This window comes from Curtobacterium sp. NPDC089991 (assembly GCF_044748425.1).
GTDB lineage: Bacteria > Actinomycetota > Actinomycetes > Actinomycetales > Microbacteriaceae > Curtobacterium.
The window spans coordinates 260,841-281,769 of record NZ_JBIVGB010000002.1; the positions used below are offsets into that span (position 1 = coordinate 260,841).

The window sequence follows — 20,929 nt, forward strand, 5'->3', positions numbered from 1 at the left end:
TGCGGGATGGATCTTCGGGTGCTGCTGTGGTGTGCGGGGCGGATCCGGGCCGGTCAGGCCAGGGTCTGCTCCGCGGGGTCCCAACCCTCTGGGAGGGTCTGGGAGGGCGACACGGTGCTCTCGACGAGCACCGCCTCGCCACGTTCTGCCGCCTCGGCGATGGAGACCATCACGTCGAGGACGTGGAAGGCGAGGGCACCGGGGACCCGGTTCTCGTCGCCTGCGCGGAGCGAGCGGGCGAGGTCGACCACGCCGGTGCCGCGCGAGTAGGTGGAGCCGACCGCGGGGATCGTCTCGGGCTCCTCGGCACCGAGCGCGTACAGCTCGGTGTCGCCGTCGAAGTTGTTCGGGTCCGGGAACACGACGGTGCCGGTCTCGCCCGCGATCTCGACGACGCCCGTGCGACCGCGGTCCGACTCGAACGAGAAGACGCTCTGCGCGCTCCCGCCGTCCTCGAACTCGATCAGCGCGGAGTGGTTCGTCGGGACGTCGACGGGGAACTCGGTGCCCGCCTTCGGGCCGGAGCCGATCGTGCGCGTGGCGCGGGACTTCGACGCCGTCGCCGTGACCTTCTTCACCGGACCGAACGTCTGCACCAGGGTGGTGATGTAGTACGGGCCGATGTCGAACAGCGGGCCCGCACCGTACGCGAAGAGGAACTCGGGGCTCGGGTGCCAGGACTCCGGGCCGGGGCTCTGGAAGAGCGTCAGGCCGTTGAGCGGCTTGCCGATGCGGCCGTCGCGGATGGTGCGGAGCGCGGTCTGCAGGCCGGCACCGAGGAAGGTGTCGGGTGCGACGCTGACGGTCTTGCCCGCGGCACGTGCGGCGTCACGGAGTTCGGTCGCGCTCTCGCGGTCGAGGGCGTAGGGCTTCTCGCCCCACACGTGCTTGCCGGCGGCGAGGACCTGCAGGGCGACCTCGACGTGGGCGGCCGGGATCGTGAGGTTGACGACGATCTCGATGTCGTCGTCGGCCAGGAGCTCCTCGACGGTGCCCGACCCGGCGACGCCCCACTTCTCGGCCTGGGCGGCTGCGCGCGGCAGGTCGATGTCGGCGATGAAGCGGACCTCGACGTCGGGGAAGACGGTGAGGTTCGACAGGTACTGGTCGGAGATGACCCCGGCGCCGATGACGCCGACGCCGACGCGGCCGGTCCGGGTGCTGCTGTCGAGAGCGGTGGACGCCGTGGTGTCGGTCATGCGCGGGCCCCCTCGAGGAACGTGTAGGAGTCGGCGACCGCCTGGAAGACGTCGCCCTCGTGGCCGTCGAGCTCGACGACGTGGAGTGCGTCGGGGGCGGCGGCGAGGATCTCGCGGATCGGCATGATGCCGTTGCCCACGGCGACCTGCTTGTCGTCGTCGTGCGAGCCGTCGCCGTCCTTGACGTGCAGGAACTCGATCTTGTCGCCGTACTTGCCGATGATCGCCACCGGGTCGTCACCCCCGACCGTGACCCAGTAGGTGTCGAGCTCGAGCACGACGTCGTCGGACAGCGCGTCGGCGAAGACCTCGTAGGCGCTGACGCCGTCGATGCGGTTCGAGAACTCGAACGCGTGGTTGTGGTAGCCGAGCACCAGACCGTGGTCGGCCGCGCGGGGGGCGAGGGCGCTCAGTTCGCGGGCGATGGCCTCGACGTCCTCGCGGGTGGTCCAGCGGGCCTCGTCGATGTGCGGGTCGATCAGGGTGCCGAGTCCGACGGTGACGCTCGCGTGGAAGATCCGCTCGAGGTCCTGCTCGCCGGCGTCCAGCAGTCGTGCGTGTCCGCTCGGGGCGGCGAGGCCGGTGTCGCGCAGCGCGGCGGCGAGTTCGTCGGCGTTGTCGACGAAGCCGAAGGCCTCGACGTTGGTGTAGCCGATGTCGGCGATGCGCTGGAGCGTGCCGGGCAGGTCGGCCGAGAGGGCGTCGCGGACGGTGTAGAGCTGAACCGAGATCGGTTGGGTCACCAGGGGTTCTCCTCGTCGAGATGGTGCGGTCGTCACTGACCGAGCGTCACACTATGACCACTTCTGTCGGCGGTCAAGCAGAAGTTCGTGGAAGGTCGACGAACTTCGTTGCGTGGCGCGTTCGATGTGTGCTTCACTCCCCCCATGGTCGACTTGACTCGGACGGCAGCGTCGCCTCCGGTCGGGACGAGCGAGCTCTTCCAGATCCTCCGCGACGGCGTGCCGCGGACCCGGGCCGAGCTCGCCGCACTGACAGGACTCGCACGCTCCACCATCGGCGTGCGCCTGGACTCCCTCATCGAGGTCGGTCTCGTCGGCCCCGTCGACACCGCCGTCTCCACCGGAGGACGGCCGCCGGCCCAGGTGGCGCTGAGGCCCCGCGCCCGGCTCGTGATCGCCGCCGACCTCGGCGCCTCGCACGGCCGTGTCGCCGTCACGGACCTGGTCGCTGCCCCGCTCGCCACCCGCGAAGCACGCATCGACATCGCCGCCGGCCCGGTGGAGACCCTGTCGTGGCTGGTCGCCACCATCGACGAGCTGCTCGACGAGGTCGGCCGCGCCCGACAGGACGTCATCGCCATCGGCATCGGCGTGCCCGGTCCGGTGGAGTTCTCGACCGGACGCCCGGCGAACCCGCCGATCATGCCCGGGTGGGACGGCTTCGACGTGCCGTCGTGGCTCCGCCAGCACATCGCGGCGCACGTCCTGCTCGACAACGACGTGAACATCGCGGCCCTCGGCGAACGGGAGCACGGCTGGCCCGACGTCGACCACCTGTTGTTCGTCAAGGTCGCCACCGGCATCGGGTCCGGCATCGTGTCGGACGGCGAGCTGCAACGCGGTGCCCAGGGCACCGCCGGTGACATCGGCCACGTGCGGGTGTCCCGCGCCGGCGACGTCCCCTGCCACTGCGGCAACACCGGGTGCCTCGAGGCGGTCGCGTCCGGTCCGGCGATCGCCCGTGCTCTGCGTGCGAAGGGGCACGACGCTCACACCGGCGCCGACGTGCTGGACCTGGTGAACCGCTCCGACCTCGACGCCATCTACGCCGTCCGACAGGCGGGCCGCGACATCGGCGAGGTGCTCGCCACGTGCGTCTCGCTCATGAACCCGTCGGTGATCGTCCTGGGCGGCTCGATCACGCAGGCTGGTGAGCACCTGCTCGCCGGCGTCCGCGAGGTCGTCTACTCGCGGTCGATGCCGCTCGCCACCGAACACCTCGTCATCGCCCAGTCGCGTGCGGGGTCGCTCGCCGCGCTGCAGGGCGCAGCGGCGCTCGCGATCGGCTACGCGCTCTCCCCCGCCGGGGTCGACGAGCTGGTCGCCTACGCCGAGGGGCGTGAGCTGGTCTCCTGACGTGTGCGCTGCGCCTCGTGAGCGCGTCGGATTCGGTCTTGCCGGTGGTCGGGGGGAGAATCGACGGGTGACGATCGTGCAGCCCACCCTGTGGGGCGACCTGGACCCCGGACTGGAGGAGCTGTCTGCCTCCGCCACGCCGGCTGCGGTCCCCGGGCGCGACGCGTTCACCGCCCTGCGCGGCCACACCGAGCGGATCGTCGCGCACTCCTCGGACCGCTTCGCCTGGCTCCGCGCCCGCGCCGCGGGCATCACCGCGACCGACGTCGCTCGGCTCGCCTCGCTGCACGCGGTCGAGGCCGTCGTCACCGAGAAGCGCTACGGCTCACGGTTCTCCGGCAACGCGTTCACCGAGCACGGCAAGGACCGCGAGCCCCACATCGCCGCCTGGGTCGCGGCCACGCACGGCATCCAGCCCTCGGCGCACCTGTTCCACGCCGCCGCGAACCGGGCGCACCTCGCGACCCCCGACGGCGTCGGTGTCCAGGGCTCGCGGGTGGTGCTCGCCGAGATCAAGACCACCGCGAAGGGCTGGCGGAGCATCCCCCGGCACTACCTGCGGCAGATCTGGTGGCAGCAGTACGTGCTCGGCGCCGATCGCACCCTGTTCGTCTGGGAGCGCCACGACGGCTTCGTCCCCGTCGCCGACGAGCCCGAGTGCCGCTGGGTCGACCGCGACGACGACCAGATCCGAGGGCTCGTGCAGCTCGCCGACCTGGTGCTCGACAAGCTGCGCGACTTCCGTTCGTAGCCCGTCAGCTCAGACCTTGACGAGTCGCAGCCGACTCATCCCCACGACGAGGACGCCGAGCAACCCGATCGAGACACCCACGCCGACGCAGTAGATCGCCACGACCCCGTACCCCTGCGCGGGGTCGAGGAACGGGTACGGCACCCAGCCGTCGGTCGCGCCCCGGATCAGGATGACGATCGTCCACACCGCCGGGTAGATCAGGAACCACCAGACGTGGCGGAGGAGCAGCTTCGACCGGTCCGAGAACAGCAGCCAGTCGAGCACGGCGTACGCGGGGATGACCTTGTGCAGGACGTCGTTCGACCACTGCACGCTCGCCGACACGTCGACGTTCGTCAGCAGGGTGTTGTAGACGATCCCGGTCGTGGCGATGTAGACCGTGCCGGCGCCCCGGAGCAGGCTCACCCGCAGATCCCCACGCTTGCGGCGGGCCGAGGCGACGAGGGTCACCGCCAGGGCCACGGCGACGATGACGTTCGACTGGATCGTGAAGTAGCCGAAGAAGTTCCACGGGTTGTAGACGTCCGTCTTCGAGCTGACGAGCCACTGGGCGACGATCGCGACGACGACGGCGATGACGGCGATCAACCGGAGCGAGTTCACGAGGGTGCGCACGAGACCACGCTACCGGGACGCCGGGCCCGACATGCGAAGAGGCCCGCACCGGAACCGGTGCGGGCCTCTTCGAGACTGATCAGGAGATCAGATGCTGTTGACGTCCAGCGGGATGCCGGGGCCGAAGGTCGTCGAGACGGCGCCCTTCATGACGTAACGGCCCTTCGAGGAGCTCGGCTTGAGGCGGTTGATCTCCTCGAGCGCGGTCGAGATGTTCTCGTCGAGCTGCTCCGGGGTGAACGAGGCCTTGCCGACGACGAAGTGCACGTTGGCGTGCTTGTCGACGCGGAACTCGATCTTGCCGCCCTTGATGTCGTTGACGGCCTGCGCCACGTTCGGGGTCACGGTGCCTGTCTTCGGGTTCGGCATGAGGCCACGCGGGCCGAGCACCTTGCCGAGACGACCGACCTTGCCCATGAGCTCGGGCGTCGCGACGGCGGAGTCGAAGGACGTGTAGCCCTCGGCGACCTTCGCGATGAGCTCGTCGCCACCGACCTCGTCGGCGCCGGCTGCGATCGCGGCCTCGGCCGCTGCACCCGTCGCGAACACGATGACGCGGGCGGTCTTGCCCGTGCCGTGCGGCAGGATGACCGTGCCGCGGACCATCTGGTCCGCCTTGCGCGGGTCGACGCCGAGCTTCAGTGCGACCTCGACCGTGGAGTCGGTCTTCGCAGAGCCGGTCTCCTTGGCCAGGGCGACTGCCTCGGTCGGGGTGTAGAACTTGTCGGCCTCGATCTTCGCGGCCGCGGCTTCGTAGGCCTTGGACTTCTTCGCCATGGTGGTCTCCTTGCGAGATACGTGGTTGACGAGCCGGCGCGGCTCTCCCACGGAAAGGTGTCTGGGTGTGGGCCGGAGCCCGATCGGCGCTTAGGCCTCGACCGTGATGCCCATCGAGCGTGCGGTGCCGGCGATGATCTTCGCGGCCTGCTCGATGTCGTTGGCGTTCAGGTCGGCCTGCTTGGTCTCGGCGATCTGACGGACCTGGTCCATCGAGATCTTCGCGACCTTGACCGTGTGCGGGGTCGCGGACCCCTTCTGCACACCAGCAGCCTTCTTGATGAGCTCAGCGGCCGGCGGGGTCTTGAGGACGAACGTGAACGAACGGTCCTCGTAGACGGTGATCTCGACCGGCACGACGTTGCCACGCTGCGACTCGGTCGCCGCGTTGTACGCCTTGCAGAACTCCATGATGTTGACGCCGTGCTGACCGAGTGCCGGACCGATCGGCGGGGCCGGGTTGGCGGCTCCCGCGTTGATCTGCAGCTTGATCAGGCCCGTGACCTTCTTCTTCGGTGCCATGACTTGTCTTCCTCCTGGAATCGAACGCACGGGGATCCGTGCACTCTCCCGCTGGTCCGGCCGTTCCGGACCGCGGTGAAGGCCCACACGCACGAGGCGTGCGGGCCCAAACTCGATGAGTCTACCCGAACGGGGAGACCTGGACTAGAGCTTCGTGACCTGGTCGAAGCTGAGCTCGACCGGGGTCTCGCGCTCGAACAGCGAGACGAGGACGGTGAGCTTGCCGCTCTCCGGCTTGATCTCGGAGATCGAACCCGGCAGGCCCGCGAACGAGCCTTCCTTGATGGTGATCGTCTCGCCGACCTCGAAGTCGACCTCGGCCGCGGGCTGCGCCTGCAGGGAACCGCCGGACTTCGAGCCACCCTTGGTCGGGGCGGCCTCGGCGACCTGCACGAGGGACTTGAGCATGCCGAACGCCTCGTCGAAACGGAGCGGCGTCGGGTTGTGGGCGTTGCCGACGAACCCGGTGACACCGGGGGTGTGCCGGACGACGGACCACGAGTCCTCGTTGAGGTCCATGCGGACGAGCACGTACGAGGGGATCCGGACGCGGGTGACCAGCTTGCGCTGCCCGTTCTTGATCTCGACGACGTCCTCCATCGGGACCTCGACCTGGTAGATCGACTCCTCCATCGACATCGACACCATGCGGTTCTCGATGTTCGACTTCACGCGGCGCTCGAAGCCCGCGTAGGAGTGGATGACGTACCACTTGCCCGGCTTCATCCGCAGCTCGACCTTGAAGGCCTCGTACGGGTCGACCTCGGCCTCTTCGGCGTCGTCGTCCTCGGCGTCGATCGCTTCGTCGGCGGCGAGGGTCTCGTTCGCCTCTTCGGCGGTCTCGGACTCGAGTTCGATCTCTTCCTCGTCCTCGACCGCCTCGACGGCGGCCTCGGCCTCGTCAGCGGAGTCGATCGCGAGGGCGTCCTCGACGACGGCGTCGGCCTCGGGGTCCTTGGACTCCTGCAGTGCCGTCAGCTCCTCGTCGATGCCGAGGGACTCGTCGTCCTCGGACTCGACGGAGATCGCGCGCTCCTCGGCGGACTCGGCGGAGCGCTCCTCGCCGGTCTCGACGTCGCCTTCCTGGTTCTCCTCGACCTCGGAGGACTGCTCGGCAGCCGTCGCGAGGTCGATGTCGTCGCGGGAGTAGTCAGACACAGTCGATTCTTTCCGTTCGGTGGTGCGGGTCGGGATGGCGGACGGTCCTGGTCACGATCGGCACCGTCTCGGGCGACCGTACTCCAGTGGACTGCCGCACTCGGCAGTCGACGTCCGGGTCAGGCCGTGGGCCCGTTGCCGAAGACGTACCCGACGCCGAGACCGAACACGAAGTCGAGGATCGACACCAGGATCATCATCACGACGACGAAGACGAGCACGACCAGCGTGTAGCTGAAGAGCTCCTTGCGGGTCGGCGTCACGACCTTGCGCAGTTCGCCGATCACCTGACGGATGAAGAGCACGATGGCAGCGATCGGACCCCGGCGCTCGGCCCGGTCCTGCTTCGCCTTGGCGACGACGTCGTCCGCCGTCGTCCCCATGTCTTTGCTCGCCAACTTCTACCCTTCCAGAGTTGCAGGGCGGACAGGACTCGAACCTGCAACCTGCGGTTTTGGAGACCGCTGCTCTACCAATTGAGCCACCGCCCTTCAGAGCACGTCCGTCACCGATCGTGTTCCGGTGGTCGAGTGTACGGGAGTCCGTCACACGGTGTCCACTTGGCCCCCTCCACGGCGTGCCGCGCCGATAGGCTGGCACCCGTGAGCACCGCAGCCCCCGGCCCCGAGTCCACCGCAACCCCCGCCGCCGCGCCGACCGATCGGCCGCGCATCGCGTCCCGCATCGCGGCGATCGCCGAGTCCGCGACGCTCAAGGTCGACGCGAAGGCCAAGGCCCTGAAGGCCGCGGGCCGACCCGTCATCTCCTTCGCCGCCGGCGAACCCGACTTCGCCACGCCCGACCACGTGGTCGTCGCCGCGGTCGAGGCCGCACAGGACCCGAAGAACCACCGGTACACGCCGGCGACCGGTCTGCCGGAGCTGAAGCAGGCCATCGCCGAGAAGACCGCACGCGAGTCGGGCATCACCGTCGACCCGTCGCGGGTGATCGTCACCAACGGCGGCAAGCAGGCCGTCTACCAGGCGTTCCAGACGATCGTCGACGCCGGCGACGAGGTCCTGCTCCCCGCCCCGTACTGGACCACCTACCCCGAGGCCATCCGCCTGGCCGGTGGCGAGCCGGTCGAGGTCTTCGCCGGCAGCGACCAGGGCTACCTCGTCACCGTCGAGCAACTCGAGGCCGCGCGCACCCCGAAGACGAAGGCGCTGCTGTTCTGCTCGCCGTCGAACCCGACGGGCGCCGTCTACACCGCCGAGCAGACCAAGGCCATCGGCGAGTGGGCACTCGAGCACGGCATCTGGGTGATCAGCGACGAGATCTACCAGGACCTCGTGTACGACGGACTCCGCTTCACCGGCATCCTCGACGCCGTGCCGGCCCTCGCCGACACCACGATCCTGGTCAACGGCGTCGCGAAGACCTACGCGATGACCGGCTGGCGCGTCGGCTGGTTCATCGGTCCCGCCGACGCGGTCAAGGCCGCGTCGAACCTGCAGTCGCACCTGTCGTCGAACGTGTCGAACGTGTCCCAGCGCGCCGCGATCGCCGCGCTCACCGGGCCGCAGGAGCCGGTGGCGGCCATGCGCGAGGCCTTCGACCGCCGTCGCCAGGCCATCGTCGCCGGGCTCAACGCGATCCCGGGCTTCGTCACGCCGACCCCACAGGGCGCCTTCTACGTCTACCCCGACGTCACCGCACTGCTCGGTCGCGAGTGGGCGGGCGCGACCCCGACGACGACCCTCGAGCTGGCCGACCTGATCCTCGAGCACGCCGAGGTCGCGGTCGTCCCGGGCGAGGCCTTCGGTCCGTCCGGCTACCTGCGCCTGTCGTACGCGCTCGGCGACGACGACATCGCCGAGGGTGTGGCCCGCCTGGCGGAGTTCTTCGCGTAGTCCCCCCGATCACAGAACGGGCCGCCTCGTCGAGGTGGCCCGTTCGCCGTTCCGGGAGGCCCGTGGCCGGGTCGTGCCGGTGCTCGTGCGCTCAGTCGAGCAGGTCGCCGACCACCACGGGCTCCGGCACGAGCGACACCCCGAAGCGGTTCAGGACCGTGACCTGCACGTACCGTGCGAGCTCGGCCACCTGGGCCGCCGTCGCGCCGCCACGGTTGGTCAGGGCCAGGGTGTGCTTCGACGAGATCGCCGCGCGCGACCCCGGCACGGCGTAGCCACGGTGCACCCCGGCGTGCTCGATGAGCCAGGCGGCGCTGAGCTTGACGTCGTCGCCGGCCGGCCACCGTGGCGCGTCGGCGGGGAGGGTCTCGGCGAAGGCCGCGGACACGATCGGGTTCGTGAAGAACGACCCGGCGCTCCAGGTGTCCCGGTCGTCGGCGTCGAGCACCATGCCCTTCGAGGCGCGGAGGCGCAGGACCTCGTCGCGGACCGTCGTGGGTTCCACGAGGGCACCGAGGTCGACCCCGAGCGAACCGGCGAGCTGGGCGTACCGCACCGGCACGCCGTGCTCCCCCGCCGTGCCGAGCCGGAACTCGACCGTCAGCACGACACCGCGGCGTCCGTGCTTGAGGGTCGACGTGCGGTAGCCGAGCGCCAGCTCGGCCGCGGGCACCCACGTGCGCTCCCCCGTGGCCGCATCGAGGAACTCGACCCGGGTGAGCACGTCGGAGAGCTCGACCCCGTAGGCGCCGATGTTCTGCACGGGGGCGGCGCCGACGGTGCCCGGGATGCCGCTGAGGGCCTCCAGGCCGGTCCAGCCGTTCGCGACGGTGGTGGCGACGAACGCGTCCCAGGGTTCGCCGGCCGCGACGCGGACGGTGACGCCGGCGGCGTCCGTGTCGGCGTCCACCCCCGTGGTGCGGACCAGGACGACGGTGCCGTCGAATCCGGAGTCGGCGACCAGCACGTTGCTGCCGCCGCCGAGGACCAGCCACTCGTGGTCGTCCCACGCGGTCTGGGTGTGGGCGACGAGCTCGTCGGTCGTCGTGGCCGTGAGCAGCCGCGCGGCCGCCCCACCGACGCCGAGCGTCGTGAGGTCGGCGAGCACCGGCTCGTGCACGGTCAGCGGAACGCCACCGTGACCTGCGCCTTGCCGAGCACGGTCTGCCCGCCGGCGGTCACGGTGAGGTCGATGCGCTTCGGTCGGCCGTCGTCGTCGACGGTGCCGACCTTGGCGACGATGCCGATGGTCGCGCCCTGCTCCGGGTCCACGACGACGGGGCGGGTGAAGCGGACACCGTAGCCCGCGACCCAGCCGCTGTCGCCGAGCCACTCGGAGACCGGCTGCACGGCGATGCCCATCGTGAGCATGCCGTGCGCGAGGACGCCGGGCAGACCGACCGAGGCGGCGACGTCGTCGCGGTAGTGGATCGGGTTGAAGTCACCGGAGGCGCCGGCGTAGCGGACGAGCGAGTCGCGGGTGACGTGCACCTCGCGCTCGGCGACCACCGTGCCGACCTCGATCGCGGTGGCGGGTGCGGCGGTCATGCGTCGTCTCCTCGGACCACGAGGGTGGACGTCGCCGTGACGACGTGCTCCCCCGAGGCGTCGTTCATCGTGCTCTGGGCCGTGACCATCGCGTTGCCGCCGAGCGTCTTGACGCTCGTGACGGTCAGGGTCGCGGTGAGTTCGTCACCGGCCACGATGGGCCGGTCGTAGGTGAAGGACTGCTCGCCGTGGACGACACGGGAGAAGTCGATGCCGGCGTCCGGCTCGGCCAGGAGCTGGGCGAGGGTCGCTTCCTGCACGACGACCGCGAAGGTCGGCGGGGCGACGACGTCGGCGTACCCGGCGGCGCGGGCCGCGTCGGGTTCGTGGTGGACGGGGTTGGTCGCGAACACCGCGCGCGAGAACTCGCGCACCTTCTCGCGACCGACCAGGTAGGGCTGGGCCGGCGGGAACGTCCTGCCGACGAGCTCGGGGTTCACTGACACGTCGGCAGTCTACCGACGCCCGTCCGGGGGCCTGTCGATACTGAGGATGCATCGGCTAGGCTTGCCGGGCCGGTTCGGGGGAATCGGCGGTCCGGTCGCGACACCGGATCAGGGGACGGGGGGAGCAACCATGGACACCAGGACCGAGTTCGCCGTGCACACGGGCGACCGGTGCACCGCGATGGAGGTCGCCGGCGCGGCACTCCGCACGGCGGGACACCACGTCGAGTCGACCGGTGGGACCCTCACCGCGACGACCGGCAACCGGCTGCTGACGATCCTGCTCGGCGCGCTCGTGCACCCGTCCCGCGAGTTCCGCCGCTACGAGTTGTCGACGACCGTCACCGGGGCCTCCACCACGATCACGCTGCGGCACCGCGGACACGGCACGGCCGTCTCCGGTGGCAGCATCGGCGCGAGCCGTCGACGGGCCGCGTGGCACGAGGTGAACGCGGCGATCGAGCGCGCGCTGCGCGCGGCCGGCGTGCTGCAGACGCGGACCGACACCGGGTCGCACTCCGCGCTGTAGGTCCGACCCCAGGGCGGACGGGAGGCCCGGTGTGCGTCCGCCACGTGCCTCCCGGCACGCACCTGGTCCAGCGCACAGCCGAAGTGCGTCCGCAACGCTTTGCACGCAGCCCGGGAACGACGAGAGCCCGGGAACGACGAAAGCCCGGCGAACAGATCGCCGGGCTTGCTGTAGCGAGGGCGGGACTTGAACCCGCGACCCCACGATTATGAGTCGTGTGCTCTAACCAACTGAGCTACCCCGCCAGAGATCCGGAGCGACACGCGCACCGGGTCGGAGCCCCGAGTCAGGATTGAACTGACGACCCCCTCCTTACCATGGAGGTGCTCTACCACTGAGCTATCGGGGCGATGTGCCGCGAACGGCACCACACGAGGATAGCAGACCTCCGACGCTGCTCCGGAACCGGGCGAGACGCCCGGGCGTGCCGCGTCGGCGACCGCTAGTTCGCGTTGGTCTGGAGCCACGCCAGCGGGTCCACGGGGACCCCGTCGACGTGCACTTCGAGGTGCAGGTGCGGGCCCGTGGAGTTGCCCGTGCTGCCCACGAGACCGAGCTCGTCGCCGACCTCGATCTGCTGACCGGTGACCACCTTGAAGGAGTTGTCCTCCATGTGGCCGTACACGCTGACGAACTGCTTGCCGTCGACGTCGTGCTCCACCCAGACGTCGTTGCCGAAGCCGCCGTCGTTCGCCTGGACCTTGATGACAGTGCCGGCGGCGATCACCCGGATCGGGGTGCCCTCGCCGGGAGCGAAGTCGACGCCCATGTGGTTCGTCGAGCAGAACGAGCAGCCCGCGACCTGACGACCGCCGAAGCCGGAGGTGATCGGGACGCCGGTGAGGAACGGCCACTGGATCGTGCCGGTCGGGTCGTTGGTGAAGCTCGAGGCGTCGACGTTCTTGTACTGCGTGGCGTCCGACACCGTGTACTGGTCGCGGCTCGTCGACCCGTCGGCTGCGGCGCTGACGCTCATCGACTGGGTCGCACCGCTCGCCGTCGACCGGGCCGCGGTCGAGCCGGTCTCCGGCACGTAGAGCGCCTGGGCGGGCAGCGACGTCGAGACGACGAGACCGGCGACGAAGAGGAGCGCACCGACGGCCGTCACGCGCGAGGCCGCACGGCGGAACGAGGCACCCTGCTTCCGGGCGGCCGGAGCCGGGGCGGGCACGGCGGCGGTGCGGCTGGCCGCGATGTGCCGGGTGGCGCGGTCGACCTGCACGGCCGGTGCGGCACGGCCGGTCCACCGACGGGACGCCGGGACCTGGCCGATGACACGGCGAGGCTGGGGCGCGACGGACTCCGCTGCAGCCGTCGCGGTGCGCGGCGCCGTGGCGCGGACGTCCGGCGACGTGGGAGCCGGCGGCGTCGTGATGCGCGAGGCCGGACGGACCGCCGACTCGGGCAGCGCGGGCGACACCGGTGCGAGGTCGATCGGCGACACGGGAGCCGCGGCCGACGACGGTGTGGTCAGCCCGACGACCTCGTCGAACGACGGGCCCGCGGCACGGTCGGCTGCGACGTCCTGCGCGTGGTCCTGCGTGACGGGAGCACCCTTCGCAGCCGCTCGCTCCGCCTCGATCCGTGCTCGTCGGGTCAGGTGGACGACCGGGGTGGCGGCGTCGACGGGACCGGTGGGGACGGACGTCAGTGGGGAGTGGGGCATGCGTGCGGTGGCGATCCTGATCGGGGAAGGGGCGCGCTCGTTGGTAACGAGCAGATAACGGGACCTGAGCACGGTAGCAAACGTCGTCGCACGTCGCCAGTCGTGGTCATGTCCACCGGGCACCCCCAGACCGAGGGACCGACGGACCTCAGATGCCGAGCGCCTCCGCTTCCAGCCCGCGCAGCAGCGCCTCGAGGTCGTCGGCCACCGCGGGGCTCGCGAACAGGAAGGAACGGGTGCCGCCGGCCTCCCAGATGCGGACCGACGCTCCGGCCTCGCGCGCGACGACGGAGCCGCCGGCCATGTCCCACGGGTTGATCCCGCGCTCGTAGTAGGCGTCGACGACCCCGGCACCCACCGCGCAGCAGTCGAGCGACGCCGCTCCCCCGCGCCGGATGTCCCGCACCTCGCCGATCAGCCCGGCGAGCACGGACACCTGCTCGCGGCGCCGGTCGGCCGTGTACCCGAAGCCCGTCGCCACGAGCGTCTCGGCGAGCGAGGCCGGAGCGCTGACGGACAGGGGGACGCCGTCGCGGGTGGCGCCCTGTCCGGCGGCGGCACGGAACACCACCCCGGTCGCGGGGGCCACCACGACGCCGGCGATCGGCTCCCACGTCGTCGGGTCGGCGGAACCCCGCACGACGCCGATGCTCACGCCGTACTCGGCGCTGCCGTACAGGTAGTTCACCGTGCCGTCGATCGGGTCGACGACCCAGGTGATGCCCGACTCCCCCGACGCCGAGCCGGACTCCTCGCCGTGGAACGCGTCGTCCGGCCGGGCCTCGGCGATCCGGGCGCGGATGAGCGCCTCGACCTCGCGGTCCGCCGCCGTGACCACGTCGACGATGCTCGACTTCCGGTCGGCGACCTCGACGCCCTCGGCCCGTCGTCGTGCGGCGAGCGTGGCCGCTTCGCGCGCGATCGTCTCGGCGAGGTCGGCGAACTGGGACGGAGCGAGGTCGGATGCCATGCACCGATCCTGCCAGGGACGACGAAAGCCCCGTCCGACCCGGACGGGGCTTTCGCGATGGTGGCAAGTGAGGGATTCGAACCCCCGAAGGCTACGCCGGCTGATTTACAGTCAGATCCCTTTGGCCGCTTGGGTAACTTGCCATGCGCACCCAGCCGGTGTGATCACCAACCGAAGGCGCGCACAAAAGCATAGCGGATCCGGAACGGTGGTCGTGACCACCGCGAGCCGACCGCCGGAGCCGAACCGGGCCTCCCGTCCGCCGTTAGGCTGTCCGGCATGGCAGACAGTTCCTTCGACGTGGTCAGCAAGGTCGACAAGATGGAGGCGGAGAACGCCCTCAACCAGGCGGCCAAGGAGATCGAGCAGCGGTACGACTTCAAGGGCGCGGACGCGTCGGTCGCCTTCAGCGGCGAGGACGTCCTCATCAAGGCGAACTCGGAAGAGCGCGCGAAGGCCGTCCTCGACGTCCTGCAGAGCAAGGCGATCAAGCGCAACATCAGCCTGAAGAGCCTCGACGCCGGCGACCCCTACCCCTCGGGCAAGGAGTACCGCATCGAGGTGAAGTTCAAGAACGGCATCGAGCAGGACGTCGCGAAGAAGATCGGCGCGTTCCTGCGCGCCAACGCACCGAAGACCGTGAAGAGCCAGATCCAGGGCGACGAACTGCGGGTCTCCTCGAAGAGCCGCGACGACCTCCAGAACACGATCCAGCTCCTCAAGGGTGAAGAGTTCGACGTCCCGTTGCAGTACATCAACTTCCGCTGACGTCCGTGGAGCACTGGCTCACCGTCGCGATCACGGTCCTGGCCGTCCTGCTGGACCTGGCGATCCGCGTCTTCTCGATCATCTACGTCCCGATCAACCGGAAGCCGCAGACGGCGACCGCCTGGTTGCTCGCGATCTTCCTCATCCCCTACATCGGTTTCATCGTCTTCCTCGTCATCGGGTCGACGAAGCTGCCGCGTGCCCGGCGTGAGAAGCAGACCGAGATCAACGCGTACATCCTCGAACAGACCGAGGGCATCGAACGCGTGCGCCGTGACCACCCGTGGCCGCTGTGGCTCGAGAGCATCACCACACTGAACCGCGAACTCGGCGCGATGCCGCTGGTCGGCGGCAACTCGGCGGAGCTCTACCCCGACTCCGAGGAGTCGATCGCGGAGATGACCCGGGCGATCGACCAGTCGCGCCGGTTCGTGCACGTCGAGTTCTACATCGCGACGCTCGACGACACCACGCGACCGTTCTTCGACGCGCTCGCTTGTGCACAGGCCCGCGGCGTCACCGTCCGGTTCCTGCTCGACCACTGGGCCAGCCGCGGTTACCCCGGGTACAAGGACACGCTGGCGTTCATGGACCGCGCCGGCATCGAGTGGCACCTCATGCTCCCGCTGCTGCCGCTGCAGGGGAAGTTCCAGCGCCCCGACCTGCGCAACCACCGGAAGATCATGGTCATCGACGGCTCGGTCGCGTTCACCGGGTCGCAGAACCTGATCGACCCCTCGTACGACATCAAGTCGCACATCGAGAAGGGCATGGTCTACAAGGACCTGTTCGCCCGGTTCGAGGGACCGGTCGTCGCGGGGTTGAACGCCCTGTTCGTCACCGACTGGTACAGCGAGACCGACGAACTGCTGCTCCGTGAGAGCGACCCCGTCCAGCGGGCCGACCGCGGCGACGCCCTCGACTGCCAGGTCGTGCCGTCCGGGCCCGGGTTCGACGGCGAGAACAACCTGCGCCTGTTCAACGCACTGCTCTACTCGGCGCAGAAGAAGGTGTCGATCACCTCGCCGTACTTCGTGCCGGACGACTCGATGCTCTACGCCATCACGACGACCGCCCAGCGCGGCGTCGAGGTCGAGCTCTTCGTCGGCGAGATGGGCGACCACGCCATGACGTGGCACGCGCAGCGCTCGTACTACGAGGGACTGCTCCGCGCCGGCGTGCGGATCTGGCTCTACCGGGCACCGACGATCCTGCACGCCAAGCACTTCACCATCGACGACGAGGTGTCGGTGATCGGGTCGAGCAACATGGACATGCGCTCGTTCAGCCTGAACCTCGAGGTCTCCGTGATGGTCCGGGGCCACCGCTTCGTCGATGCCCTGCGCGAGGTGCAGGACGCCTACAAGGAGCACAGCTTCGAGCTGACGCTCGACGAGTGGGTCGACCGTCCGCGCCGGTCCAAGGTGCTCGACAACGTCGCGCGGCTCACGGCAGCGCTGCAGTAGCGGACGACCGGGAGGCGCGGCTCGGCCCCGGCAGGGGCGCTCAGCGCATCGGGACGGTGGACGCCAGAGCCGCGACGGCCCGCTCGAGCGGGCCCCGGCCGAGGAACCGGCGCCAGACCATCGCGAACACGACCGAGCCCAGCGCGAACCAGCCCCACGCCTCGGCCGACTCCGGGTACTCGGGCAGCATCGCGATCACCACGAGGTGTCCCGAGTAGATCGTCAGGGGCATCGACCCGACGGCGGCGAGCGGGAACGCGATCCGCTCGGCGACCCGCCCGCGCCCGTCGAACACCAGGGTGCAGAGCGCGATGACCGCCACCGCCACCCCAGCGGTGCCGACCACGTCGACCGTCGTCGACGAGTGGTCGCGCGGTGACAGGAAGAGCTGGGCGAGGGCCTCGGCCGGCGTGCTGCCCTCGGCGGCGTACGGGACCCCCGGGAACGCGAACGCGGCCCCGGACGGAAGCGGCGCGAGGACCGTGCCGACGACGTACGCGGTGGCGGCGACCAGTGCGCCGGACGCGAGGAGCACGACCTGCGTGCCCCGCATCTCCAGCCCGGCCCGGGCGACGGCGAGACCGACCAGGACGTACGCCAGGAAGGTGACCACGGGGTAGACCAAGCCGAGCTGCTGTCCGACCATGCCCGCGTCGGCGTAGGCCGGTGCGGTCGAGACAGCGACGATCGGCGACAACACGGCGCAGGCGCCCGCGATGGCGAGCAGCCACGCCGGGCGGACCCGGAGCACCGGGATCACCAGCAGGAACAGCACTCCGTACGTCGGCAGGATGACGTAGACCGGGGTGTCCAGGCCGATGAGCACGAACCCGATTGCGACGACGGCCGCGGCGCGGATCGCCAGGCGCGCCCGGACCCGCCCGATCGTCGGGGGCCCTGGCGGAGTCGTGCGACCGCTCGTCAGGCCGATCGAGACGCCGGCGAGGACGGCGAACAGCGTGGACGGGCGCCCGTGCGCCACGGCGGACCACGTCGACGGATCGGACCAGTCGAGCTGGTCCGCGATGCCGCCGATGTGCGCGGCCATCATGCCGAGCAACGCGACGGCCCGCGCGACGTCGACGCCCTGCAGTCGCACGCCGGACACGGACGCGCCCCGCACCGCGGTGGGCGGGACGGGGCGCGTGTCGGTCATCGGTGTCAGTTCGTGGGCACGTCGACGCGACCGAGGGACACGTCGATCATCTCGTCGCGGGGCACGACCTTGATGCGCTCACGGCCCTCGGCAGCACCGAGCGCGAGCTCGTGGGTGTCCAGGTGGTGCCAGCCCTCGAGGTCGGTGTACTCGACGCCACGCTCGCGGAGCAGGGCCGGGATCGCACCCTCGGAGGGGTCCTCCGGCGTCCACCAGCTCGCCTGGTCGTTGACGATGTGCTGCACGGTCTCCATGGCGTCGGACTTCGTGTGCCCGATGAGCCCGACCGGGCCGCGCTTGATCCAGCCGGTGGCGTAGACGCCCGGGATCTGCTGGTTGTCGTCGTCGAGGACCTGGCCCTCGTGGTTCGGGATGACGCCGTGGCGCTCGTCGAACGGCAGCCCGGGCAGCGGGGAACCGAAGTAGCCGACGGCACGGTAGGCCGCCTGGATCGGGATCTCACGGATCTCGCCCGTGCCCTCGACACCGCCCTCGCCGTTCGGCCGGGTGCGCTCGTACCGGATCGCGGTGAGGTTGCCCTGCTCGTCGCCGACGAACTCGGTCGGCTTCGCGTAGAAGTGCAGGTGCAGCCGCCGGCTCGCCTGGCCGGTCTCGCGGGTGCGCCACTGCTCGAGCACCCGGTTGATGACCGTGACCTGCTTGTTCGTGGCGATCGCGGTCTTCGACGCCTCGTCGTGGTCGAAGTCCTCGTCGTAGACGACCATGTCGACGTCACGGACCTCGCCGAGCTCGCGGAGCTCGAGCGGCGTGAACTTGACCTGGGCGGGACCACGGCGGCCGAAGACGTGGACGTCCGTGACGGGCGACGCCTTGAGGCCCTCGTACACGTTCGCCGGGATCTCGGTCGGCAGCAGGTCGTCGGCGTGCTTCGCGAGGATGCGGGAGACGTCGAGCGCGACGTTGCCGACCCCGATCACCGCGACGCTCTCCGCGGTCAGCGGCCAGGTGCGCGGGACGTCGGGGTGGCCGTCGAACCAGCTGACGAAGTCGGCGGCACCGTAGGAGCCCCGGAGGTCGACGCCGGGGACGTCGAGGTCGGCGTCCTTGATCGCGCCCGTCGAGAAGACGACCGCGTTGTAGTGCTTCTTGAGGTCCTCGAGGGTGATGTCCTCGCCGAAGCGGACGTTGCCGAACAGCCGGACGACACCGCGGTCGAGTACGTCGCGCAGGGCGTTGACGATGCCCTTGATCCGCGGGTGGTCGGGGGCGACGCCGTAGCGGACGAGTCCGTACGGCGCGGGGAGCTGCTCGAACAGGTCGATCGACACGTCGTGTCCGTGGGCCTCGCGCAGCAGGATGTCCGCGGCGTAGATGCCGGCGGGTCCGGCGCCGACGATGGCGATTCGGAGGGTGGGCACTGATCGTCTCCAGTTCGTTCGGGTGGGGTGCTCCCGGTGGTGCGTCCCGCGCGGCGACCGTGGGGTCGTCCGGTCGCGGGTGGTGTTCAGCGGCTGCGGTCGACGACGGAGTCGGCGAAGCGGGTGAGTGCCCGCTTGACGGTGCCGTCGGGCAGCGGGGCGAGGGCGTCCACGGCTTCGCGGGCCCAGCGGACCGCGACCGTGCGCGTCGACGCGGTCGCCTCGTGGTCACGCAGTGCGGCGACGGCCGACTGGTACGGCGCGGAGCCGACCGCGTCGTCCGGGGCGCCGTTCACGTCGCGCTCGATGCGCAGGACGAGGTCCTGCGCCGCCGGGTCGGTCGCCGCGTGCCGACGCAGGTGCAGCATCGGCAGGGTGTCGACGCCGGCACGGAGGTCGTTGCCGGCGATCTTGCCGGTCTTGTCCGTCGCCGGTGCCAGGTCGATGACGTCGTCGACGAGCTGGAAGGCGACGCCCACCTTCTCGCCGAAGGTCCCGACGGCGTCGAGGTAGGCACGGTCGGCGCCGGAGAACATGACACCGGCGCGGGCGGCGGTCGCGATGAGCGAACCGGTCTTGTCGCTGAGCACCTGGATGTAGTGCTCGACCGGGTCGTCGTCGGGCTGCGGGCCGGTGGTCTCGTGCAGCTGCCCCATGCAGAGGCGCTGGAAGGTCTCGGCCTGCATCCGGATGCCCTCGGTACCCAGGTCGGCGGTGATGAGGCTGGCGCGGGCGAAGAGCAGGTCGCCGGTCAGGATCGCGACGTTGTTGCCGTACGTGATCTGCGCTGCGGGGACCCCGCGGCGGACGGGCGCTTCGTCCATGACGTCGTCGTGGTAGAGCGACGCCAGGTGGGTCGTCTCGATGCTGACGGCGGCCTTGACCACGGCGTCGGTCACCCCGTCGCCGAGCTGCGCGATGAGCAGCGTCAGCGTCGGACGGATCCGCTTGCCGCCCGCGGACAGCAGGTAGCGGCTCGTGGTGTCGGCGAGGGTGTCCGTGGAACGCATGGCGTCCTCGAGCCCCTGCTCGACGAGCTCGAGACCGTCGTCGACGGCGGCGATGAAGCGGCGGTCGGCGGGCGTGGCGAACAACCGCTCGCCGATGCCCAGCGAGGCGCGGAGGCTCGGCGCGCGACGTGCGACCGGGACGCTCGGATTCAAGTGCTGCTCCGTCTTCGGGGGATGGTGACCGGTCAGTCGTCGGCCGGGTCGACGCGCGGCTGCTCGCCGGTGGTCTGGTGGTCGCGGCGTGCCTTCGCACGACGGGCCGCGGACTCGCGCACCGTGTCGGCGACGGGCTTGCGGCCACGGTGCAGTGCGACGATACCGGCCGTGAGGTTCCGGTAGGCGACCACGGAGAAGCCGACGCCGCGCAGCCACTGGGTGAGGACCTGCTGGTCCGGCCAGGCGTCGATCGACTCGGCGAGGTAGCGGTAGGCGGCGGGGTTGCTGCTCGAGAGCTTCGCGATGCCCGGGAGCACGCGCTTCAGGTAGGTGCCGTAGCCGAGGCGCAGCAGCGCACGCGGCGGGGTCGAGAACTCGCAGATGACCACTCGGCCGCCGGGCTTGAGGACCCGCAGCATCTCGGCGAGCGCCTGCTTCGGGTCGTTCACGTTGCGCAGCCCGAACGAGATCGTGACGGCGTCGAACGTGTCGTCGTCGAAGGGCAGGTGCTCGGCATCGCCCTCGACGAAGGTGATCTCGGGGTGCCGCTCGCGACCGACCGCGATCATGCCGGCGGAGAGGTCGAGCGCGCTGACCTCTGCCCCCTTCTTCGCGAAGGCCGCGGCACTCGTCCCGGTGCCCGCGGCGATGTCGAGGACCTTCTCGCCGGGCTGGGGGTCGACCGCCCGCACCGTGGCGACACGCCACAGCGGTGCGTTGCCCGCCGACAGGATGTCGTTCGTGAGGTCGTACTTGGCCGCGACGTCGTCGAACATCGCCGCCACCTCGTCCGGCCGCTTGTTCAGGTCCGCTCTGCTCACCCGACCAATCCTAGAGGTCCCGACCGTACGTTCACCG

General features: G+C 70.4%; 22 protein-coding genes and 4 tRNA genes. 6 read left to right on the forward strand and 20 right to left on the reverse strand.

Going from position 1 to position 20,929, the window contains the following annotated elements; translation table 11 throughout:
- Positions 1-53: 53 nt before the first annotated feature.
- Together ACIPV1_RS06300 and ACIPV1_RS06305 are read right to left on the reverse strand one after the other, a co-directional pair.
- The gene (locus tag ACIPV1_RS06300; protein WP_123938624.1) at positions 54-1,199 is read right to left on the reverse strand and encodes a Gfo/Idh/MocA family protein; all 1,146 of its coding nucleotides are present in this window, start codon (positions 1,197-1,199) and stop codon (positions 54-56) included.
- Positions 1,196-1,942 carry a sugar phosphate isomerase/epimerase family protein gene (locus ACIPV1_RS06305; protein ID WP_402725971.1) on the reverse strand — a complete coding sequence of 249 codons (747 nt, stop codon included), beginning with the start codon at positions 1,940-1,942 and terminating at the stop codon, positions 1,196-1,198. The genes ACIPV1_RS06300 and ACIPV1_RS06305 overlap by 4 nt, the downstream gene beginning before the upstream one ends.
- A gap of 144 nt (positions 1,943-2,086) precedes the next feature.
- Here ACIPV1_RS06305 and ACIPV1_RS06310 point away from each other — a divergent pair, with 144 nt between their 5' ends.
- Positions 2,087-3,298, forward strand: coding sequence for an ROK family protein (locus ACIPV1_RS06310; protein WP_402725972.1), 1,212 nt, complete (start codon positions 2,087-2,089; stop codon positions 3,296-3,298).
- A gap of 67 nt (positions 3,299-3,365) precedes the next feature.
- Entirely contained in the window at positions 3,366-4,049 is a 684-nt protein-coding gene (locus tag ACIPV1_RS06315; protein WP_123938623.1) for a YqaJ viral recombinase family protein, read from the forward strand.
- A gap of 9 nt (positions 4,050-4,058) precedes the next feature.
- Here the strand turns inward: ACIPV1_RS06315 and ACIPV1_RS06320 are convergent, their stop codons facing one another.
- The 6 genes from ACIPV1_RS06320 to ACIPV1_RS06345 all read right to left on the reverse strand — a co-directional run bounded on the left by ACIPV1_RS06320 (position 4,059) and on the right by ACIPV1_RS06345 (position 7,615).
- Positions 4,059-4,667, reverse strand: coding sequence for a Pr6Pr family membrane protein (locus ACIPV1_RS06320; protein WP_402725973.1), 609 nt, complete (start codon positions 4,665-4,667; stop codon positions 4,059-4,061).
- 87 nt (positions 4,668-4,754) lie between these two features.
- Positions 4,755-5,444 (reverse strand): 50S ribosomal protein L1, encoded by a 690-nt coding sequence (gene rplA / locus ACIPV1_RS06325; RefSeq protein WP_123292110.1) that lies wholly within the window; start codon positions 5,442-5,444, stop codon positions 4,755-4,757.
- Positions 5,445-5,534: 90 nt separating this feature from the next.
- Entirely contained in the window at positions 5,535-5,966 is a 432-nt protein-coding gene (gene rplK / locus ACIPV1_RS06330; protein ID WP_022906459.1) for a 50S ribosomal protein L11, read from the reverse strand.
- Between the two features lie 144 nt (positions 5,967-6,110).
- Positions 6,111-7,124, reverse strand: a complete 1,014-nt coding sequence (gene nusG, locus ACIPV1_RS06335) for a transcription termination/antitermination protein NusG (protein ID WP_123938621.1) — start codon at positions 7,122-7,124, stop codon at positions 6,111-6,113.
- Between the two features lie 119 nt (positions 7,125-7,243).
- Positions 7,244-7,507 carry a preprotein translocase subunit SecE gene (gene secE, locus ACIPV1_RS06340; protein WP_402726244.1) on the reverse strand — a complete coding sequence of 88 codons (264 nt, stop codon included), beginning with the start codon at positions 7,505-7,507 and terminating at the stop codon, positions 7,244-7,246.
- A 35-nt stretch (positions 7,508-7,542) separates the two neighbouring features.
- Positions 7,543-7,615: transfer RNA gene (locus tag ACIPV1_RS06345), tRNA-Trp, on the reverse strand.
- Positions 7,616-7,795: 180 nt separating this feature from the next.
- On the opposite strand from ACIPV1_RS06345, the gene ACIPV1_RS06350 reads away from it, so the two are divergent.
- Positions 7,796-8,977: a pyridoxal phosphate-dependent aminotransferase gene (locus ACIPV1_RS06350; RefSeq protein WP_402726245.1), complete on the forward strand. Its 1,182-nt coding sequence runs from the start codon at positions 7,796-7,798 to the stop codon at positions 8,975-8,977.
- A 91-nt stretch (positions 8,978-9,068) separates the two neighbouring features.
- On the opposite strand, the gene ACIPV1_RS06355 is transcribed toward ACIPV1_RS06350, so the two are convergent.
- From ACIPV1_RS06355 to ACIPV1_RS06365, 3 genes are read right to left on the reverse strand one after another with little or no spacing between them, the layout of a single operon-like run.
- On the reverse strand, positions 9,069-10,085 hold the full coding sequence (locus ACIPV1_RS06355) for a UDP-N-acetylmuramate dehydrogenase (RefSeq protein ID WP_402725974.1): 1,017 nt from the start codon (positions 10,083-10,085) through the stop codon (positions 9,069-9,071).
- Positions 10,086-10,099: 14 nt separating this feature from the next.
- Positions 10,100-10,525, reverse strand: a complete 426-nt coding sequence (locus tag ACIPV1_RS06360) for a MaoC/PaaZ C-terminal domain-containing protein (RefSeq protein ID WP_123938619.1) — start codon at positions 10,523-10,525, stop codon at positions 10,100-10,102.
- Positions 10,522-10,971 carry a MaoC family dehydratase N-terminal domain-containing protein gene (locus ACIPV1_RS06365; protein WP_123292106.1) on the reverse strand — a complete coding sequence of 150 codons (450 nt, stop codon included), beginning with the start codon at positions 10,969-10,971 and terminating at the stop codon, positions 10,522-10,524. The genes ACIPV1_RS06360 and ACIPV1_RS06365 overlap by 4 nt, the downstream gene beginning before the upstream one ends.
- A 130-nt stretch (positions 10,972-11,101) precedes the next feature.
- Between ACIPV1_RS06365 and ACIPV1_RS06370 the strand changes: the two genes are divergently transcribed.
- A complete protein-coding gene (locus ACIPV1_RS06370) occupies positions 11,102-11,500 on the forward strand; it encodes a hypothetical protein (RefSeq protein WP_131845699.1) in 399 nt (132 codons plus the stop codon).
- 171 nt (positions 11,501-11,671) lie between these two features.
- Here ACIPV1_RS06370 and ACIPV1_RS06375 read toward each other — a convergent pair.
- The 5 genes from ACIPV1_RS06375 to ACIPV1_RS06395 form a co-directional block, all read right to left on the reverse strand.
- A tRNA-Met gene (locus ACIPV1_RS06375) sits at positions 11,672-11,745 on the reverse strand.
- A gap of 32 nt (positions 11,746-11,777) precedes the next feature.
- Positions 11,778-11,849: transfer RNA gene (locus tag ACIPV1_RS06380), tRNA-Thr, on the reverse strand.
- A 93-nt stretch (positions 11,850-11,942) separates the two neighbouring features.
- Positions 11,943-13,166 (reverse strand): peptidoglycan DD-metalloendopeptidase family protein, encoded by a 1,224-nt coding sequence (locus ACIPV1_RS06385; protein ID WP_402725975.1) that lies wholly within the window; start codon positions 13,164-13,166, stop codon positions 11,943-11,945.
- A gap of 148 nt (positions 13,167-13,314) precedes the next feature.
- Positions 13,315-14,136 carry an inositol monophosphatase family protein gene (locus tag ACIPV1_RS06390; protein WP_123938616.1) on the reverse strand — a complete coding sequence of 274 codons (822 nt, stop codon included), beginning with the start codon at positions 14,134-14,136 and terminating at the stop codon, positions 13,315-13,317.
- Positions 14,137-14,194: 58 nt separating this feature from the next.
- Positions 14,195-14,279 (reverse strand) — tRNA-Tyr (locus ACIPV1_RS06395).
- A gap of 136 nt (positions 14,280-14,415) precedes the next feature.
- Between ACIPV1_RS06395 and ACIPV1_RS06400 the strand changes: the two genes are divergently transcribed.
- Positions 14,416-14,904 (forward strand): YajQ family cyclic di-GMP-binding protein, encoded by a 489-nt coding sequence (locus ACIPV1_RS06400; RefSeq protein WP_111084269.1) that lies wholly within the window; start codon positions 14,416-14,418, stop codon positions 14,902-14,904.
- Between the two features lie 5 nt (positions 14,905-14,909).
- Complete coding sequence (gene cls, locus ACIPV1_RS06405) at positions 14,910-16,370, forward strand: cardiolipin synthase (protein ID WP_402725976.1); 1,461 nt, start codon at positions 14,910-14,912, stop codon at positions 16,368-16,370.
- Between the two features lie 40 nt (positions 16,371-16,410).
- On the opposite strand, the gene ACIPV1_RS06410 is transcribed toward cls, so the two are convergent.
- From ACIPV1_RS06410 to ACIPV1_RS06425, 4 genes are all read right to left on the reverse strand, one after another.
- Entirely contained in the window at positions 16,411-17,526 is a 1,116-nt protein-coding gene (locus ACIPV1_RS06410) for a heparan-alpha-glucosaminide N-acetyltransferase domain-containing protein (RefSeq protein ID WP_123938615.1), read from the reverse strand.
- Between the two features lie 5 nt (positions 17,527-17,531).
- Complete coding sequence (locus ACIPV1_RS06415; protein WP_402725977.1) at positions 17,532-18,905, reverse strand: FAD-dependent oxidoreductase; 1,374 nt, start codon at positions 18,903-18,905, stop codon at positions 17,532-17,534.
- An 86-nt stretch (positions 18,906-18,991) separates the two neighbouring features.
- Positions 18,992-20,068 carry a polyprenyl synthetase family protein gene (locus ACIPV1_RS06420; protein WP_123938613.1) on the reverse strand — a complete coding sequence of 359 codons (1,077 nt, stop codon included), beginning with the start codon at positions 20,066-20,068 and terminating at the stop codon, positions 18,992-18,994.
- 32 nt (positions 20,069-20,100) lie between these two features.
- Positions 20,101-20,892: a demethylmenaquinone methyltransferase gene (locus ACIPV1_RS06425; protein WP_111084274.1), complete on the reverse strand. Its 792-nt coding sequence runs from the start codon at positions 20,890-20,892 to the stop codon at positions 20,101-20,103.
- Positions 20,893-20,929 lie beyond the last annotated feature (37 nt).

Bases quoted from the DNA above. Each gene is read 5' to 3' on its own strand.
- secE (WP_402726244.1), bottom strand. From the start codon at position 7,507: ATGGGGACGACGGCGGACGACGTCGTCGCCAAGGCGAAGCAGGACCGG.
- rplK (WP_022906459.1), bottom strand. From the start codon at position 5,966: ATGGCACCGAAGAAGAAGGTCACGGGCCTGATCAAGCTGCAGATCAAC.
- ACIPV1_RS06300 (WP_123938624.1), bottom strand. From the start codon at position 1,199: ATGACCGACACCACGGCGTCCACCGCTCTCGACAGCAGCACCCGGACC.
- ACIPV1_RS06385 (WP_402725975.1), bottom strand. From the start codon at position 13,166: ATGCCCCACTCCCCACTGACGTCCGTCCCCACCGGTCCCGTCGACGCC.
- ACIPV1_RS06360 (WP_123938619.1), bottom strand. From the start codon at position 10,525: ATGACCGCCGCACCCGCCACCGCGATCGAGGTCGGCACGGTGGTCGCC.
- ACIPV1_RS06410 (WP_123938615.1), bottom strand. From the start codon at position 17,526: ATGACCGACACGCGCCCCGTCCCGCCCACCGCGGTGCGGGGCGCGTCC.
- rplA (WP_123292110.1), bottom strand. From the start codon at position 5,444: ATGGCGAAGAAGTCCAAGGCCTACGAAGCCGCGGCCGCGAAGATCGAG.
- ACIPV1_RS06390 (WP_123938616.1), bottom strand. From the start codon at position 14,136: ATGGCATCCGACCTCGCTCCGTCCCAGTTCGCCGACCTCGCCGAGACG.
- ACIPV1_RS06370 (WP_131845699.1), top strand. From the start codon at position 11,102: ATGGACACCAGGACCGAGTTCGCCGTGCACACGGGCGACCGGTGCACC.
- ACIPV1_RS06400 (WP_111084269.1), top strand. From the start codon at position 14,416: ATGGCAGACAGTTCCTTCGACGTGGTCAGCAAGGTCGACAAGATGGAG.
- ACIPV1_RS06310 (WP_402725972.1), top strand. From the start codon at position 2,087: ATGGTCGACTTGACTCGGACGGCAGCGTCGCCTCCGGTCGGGACGAGC.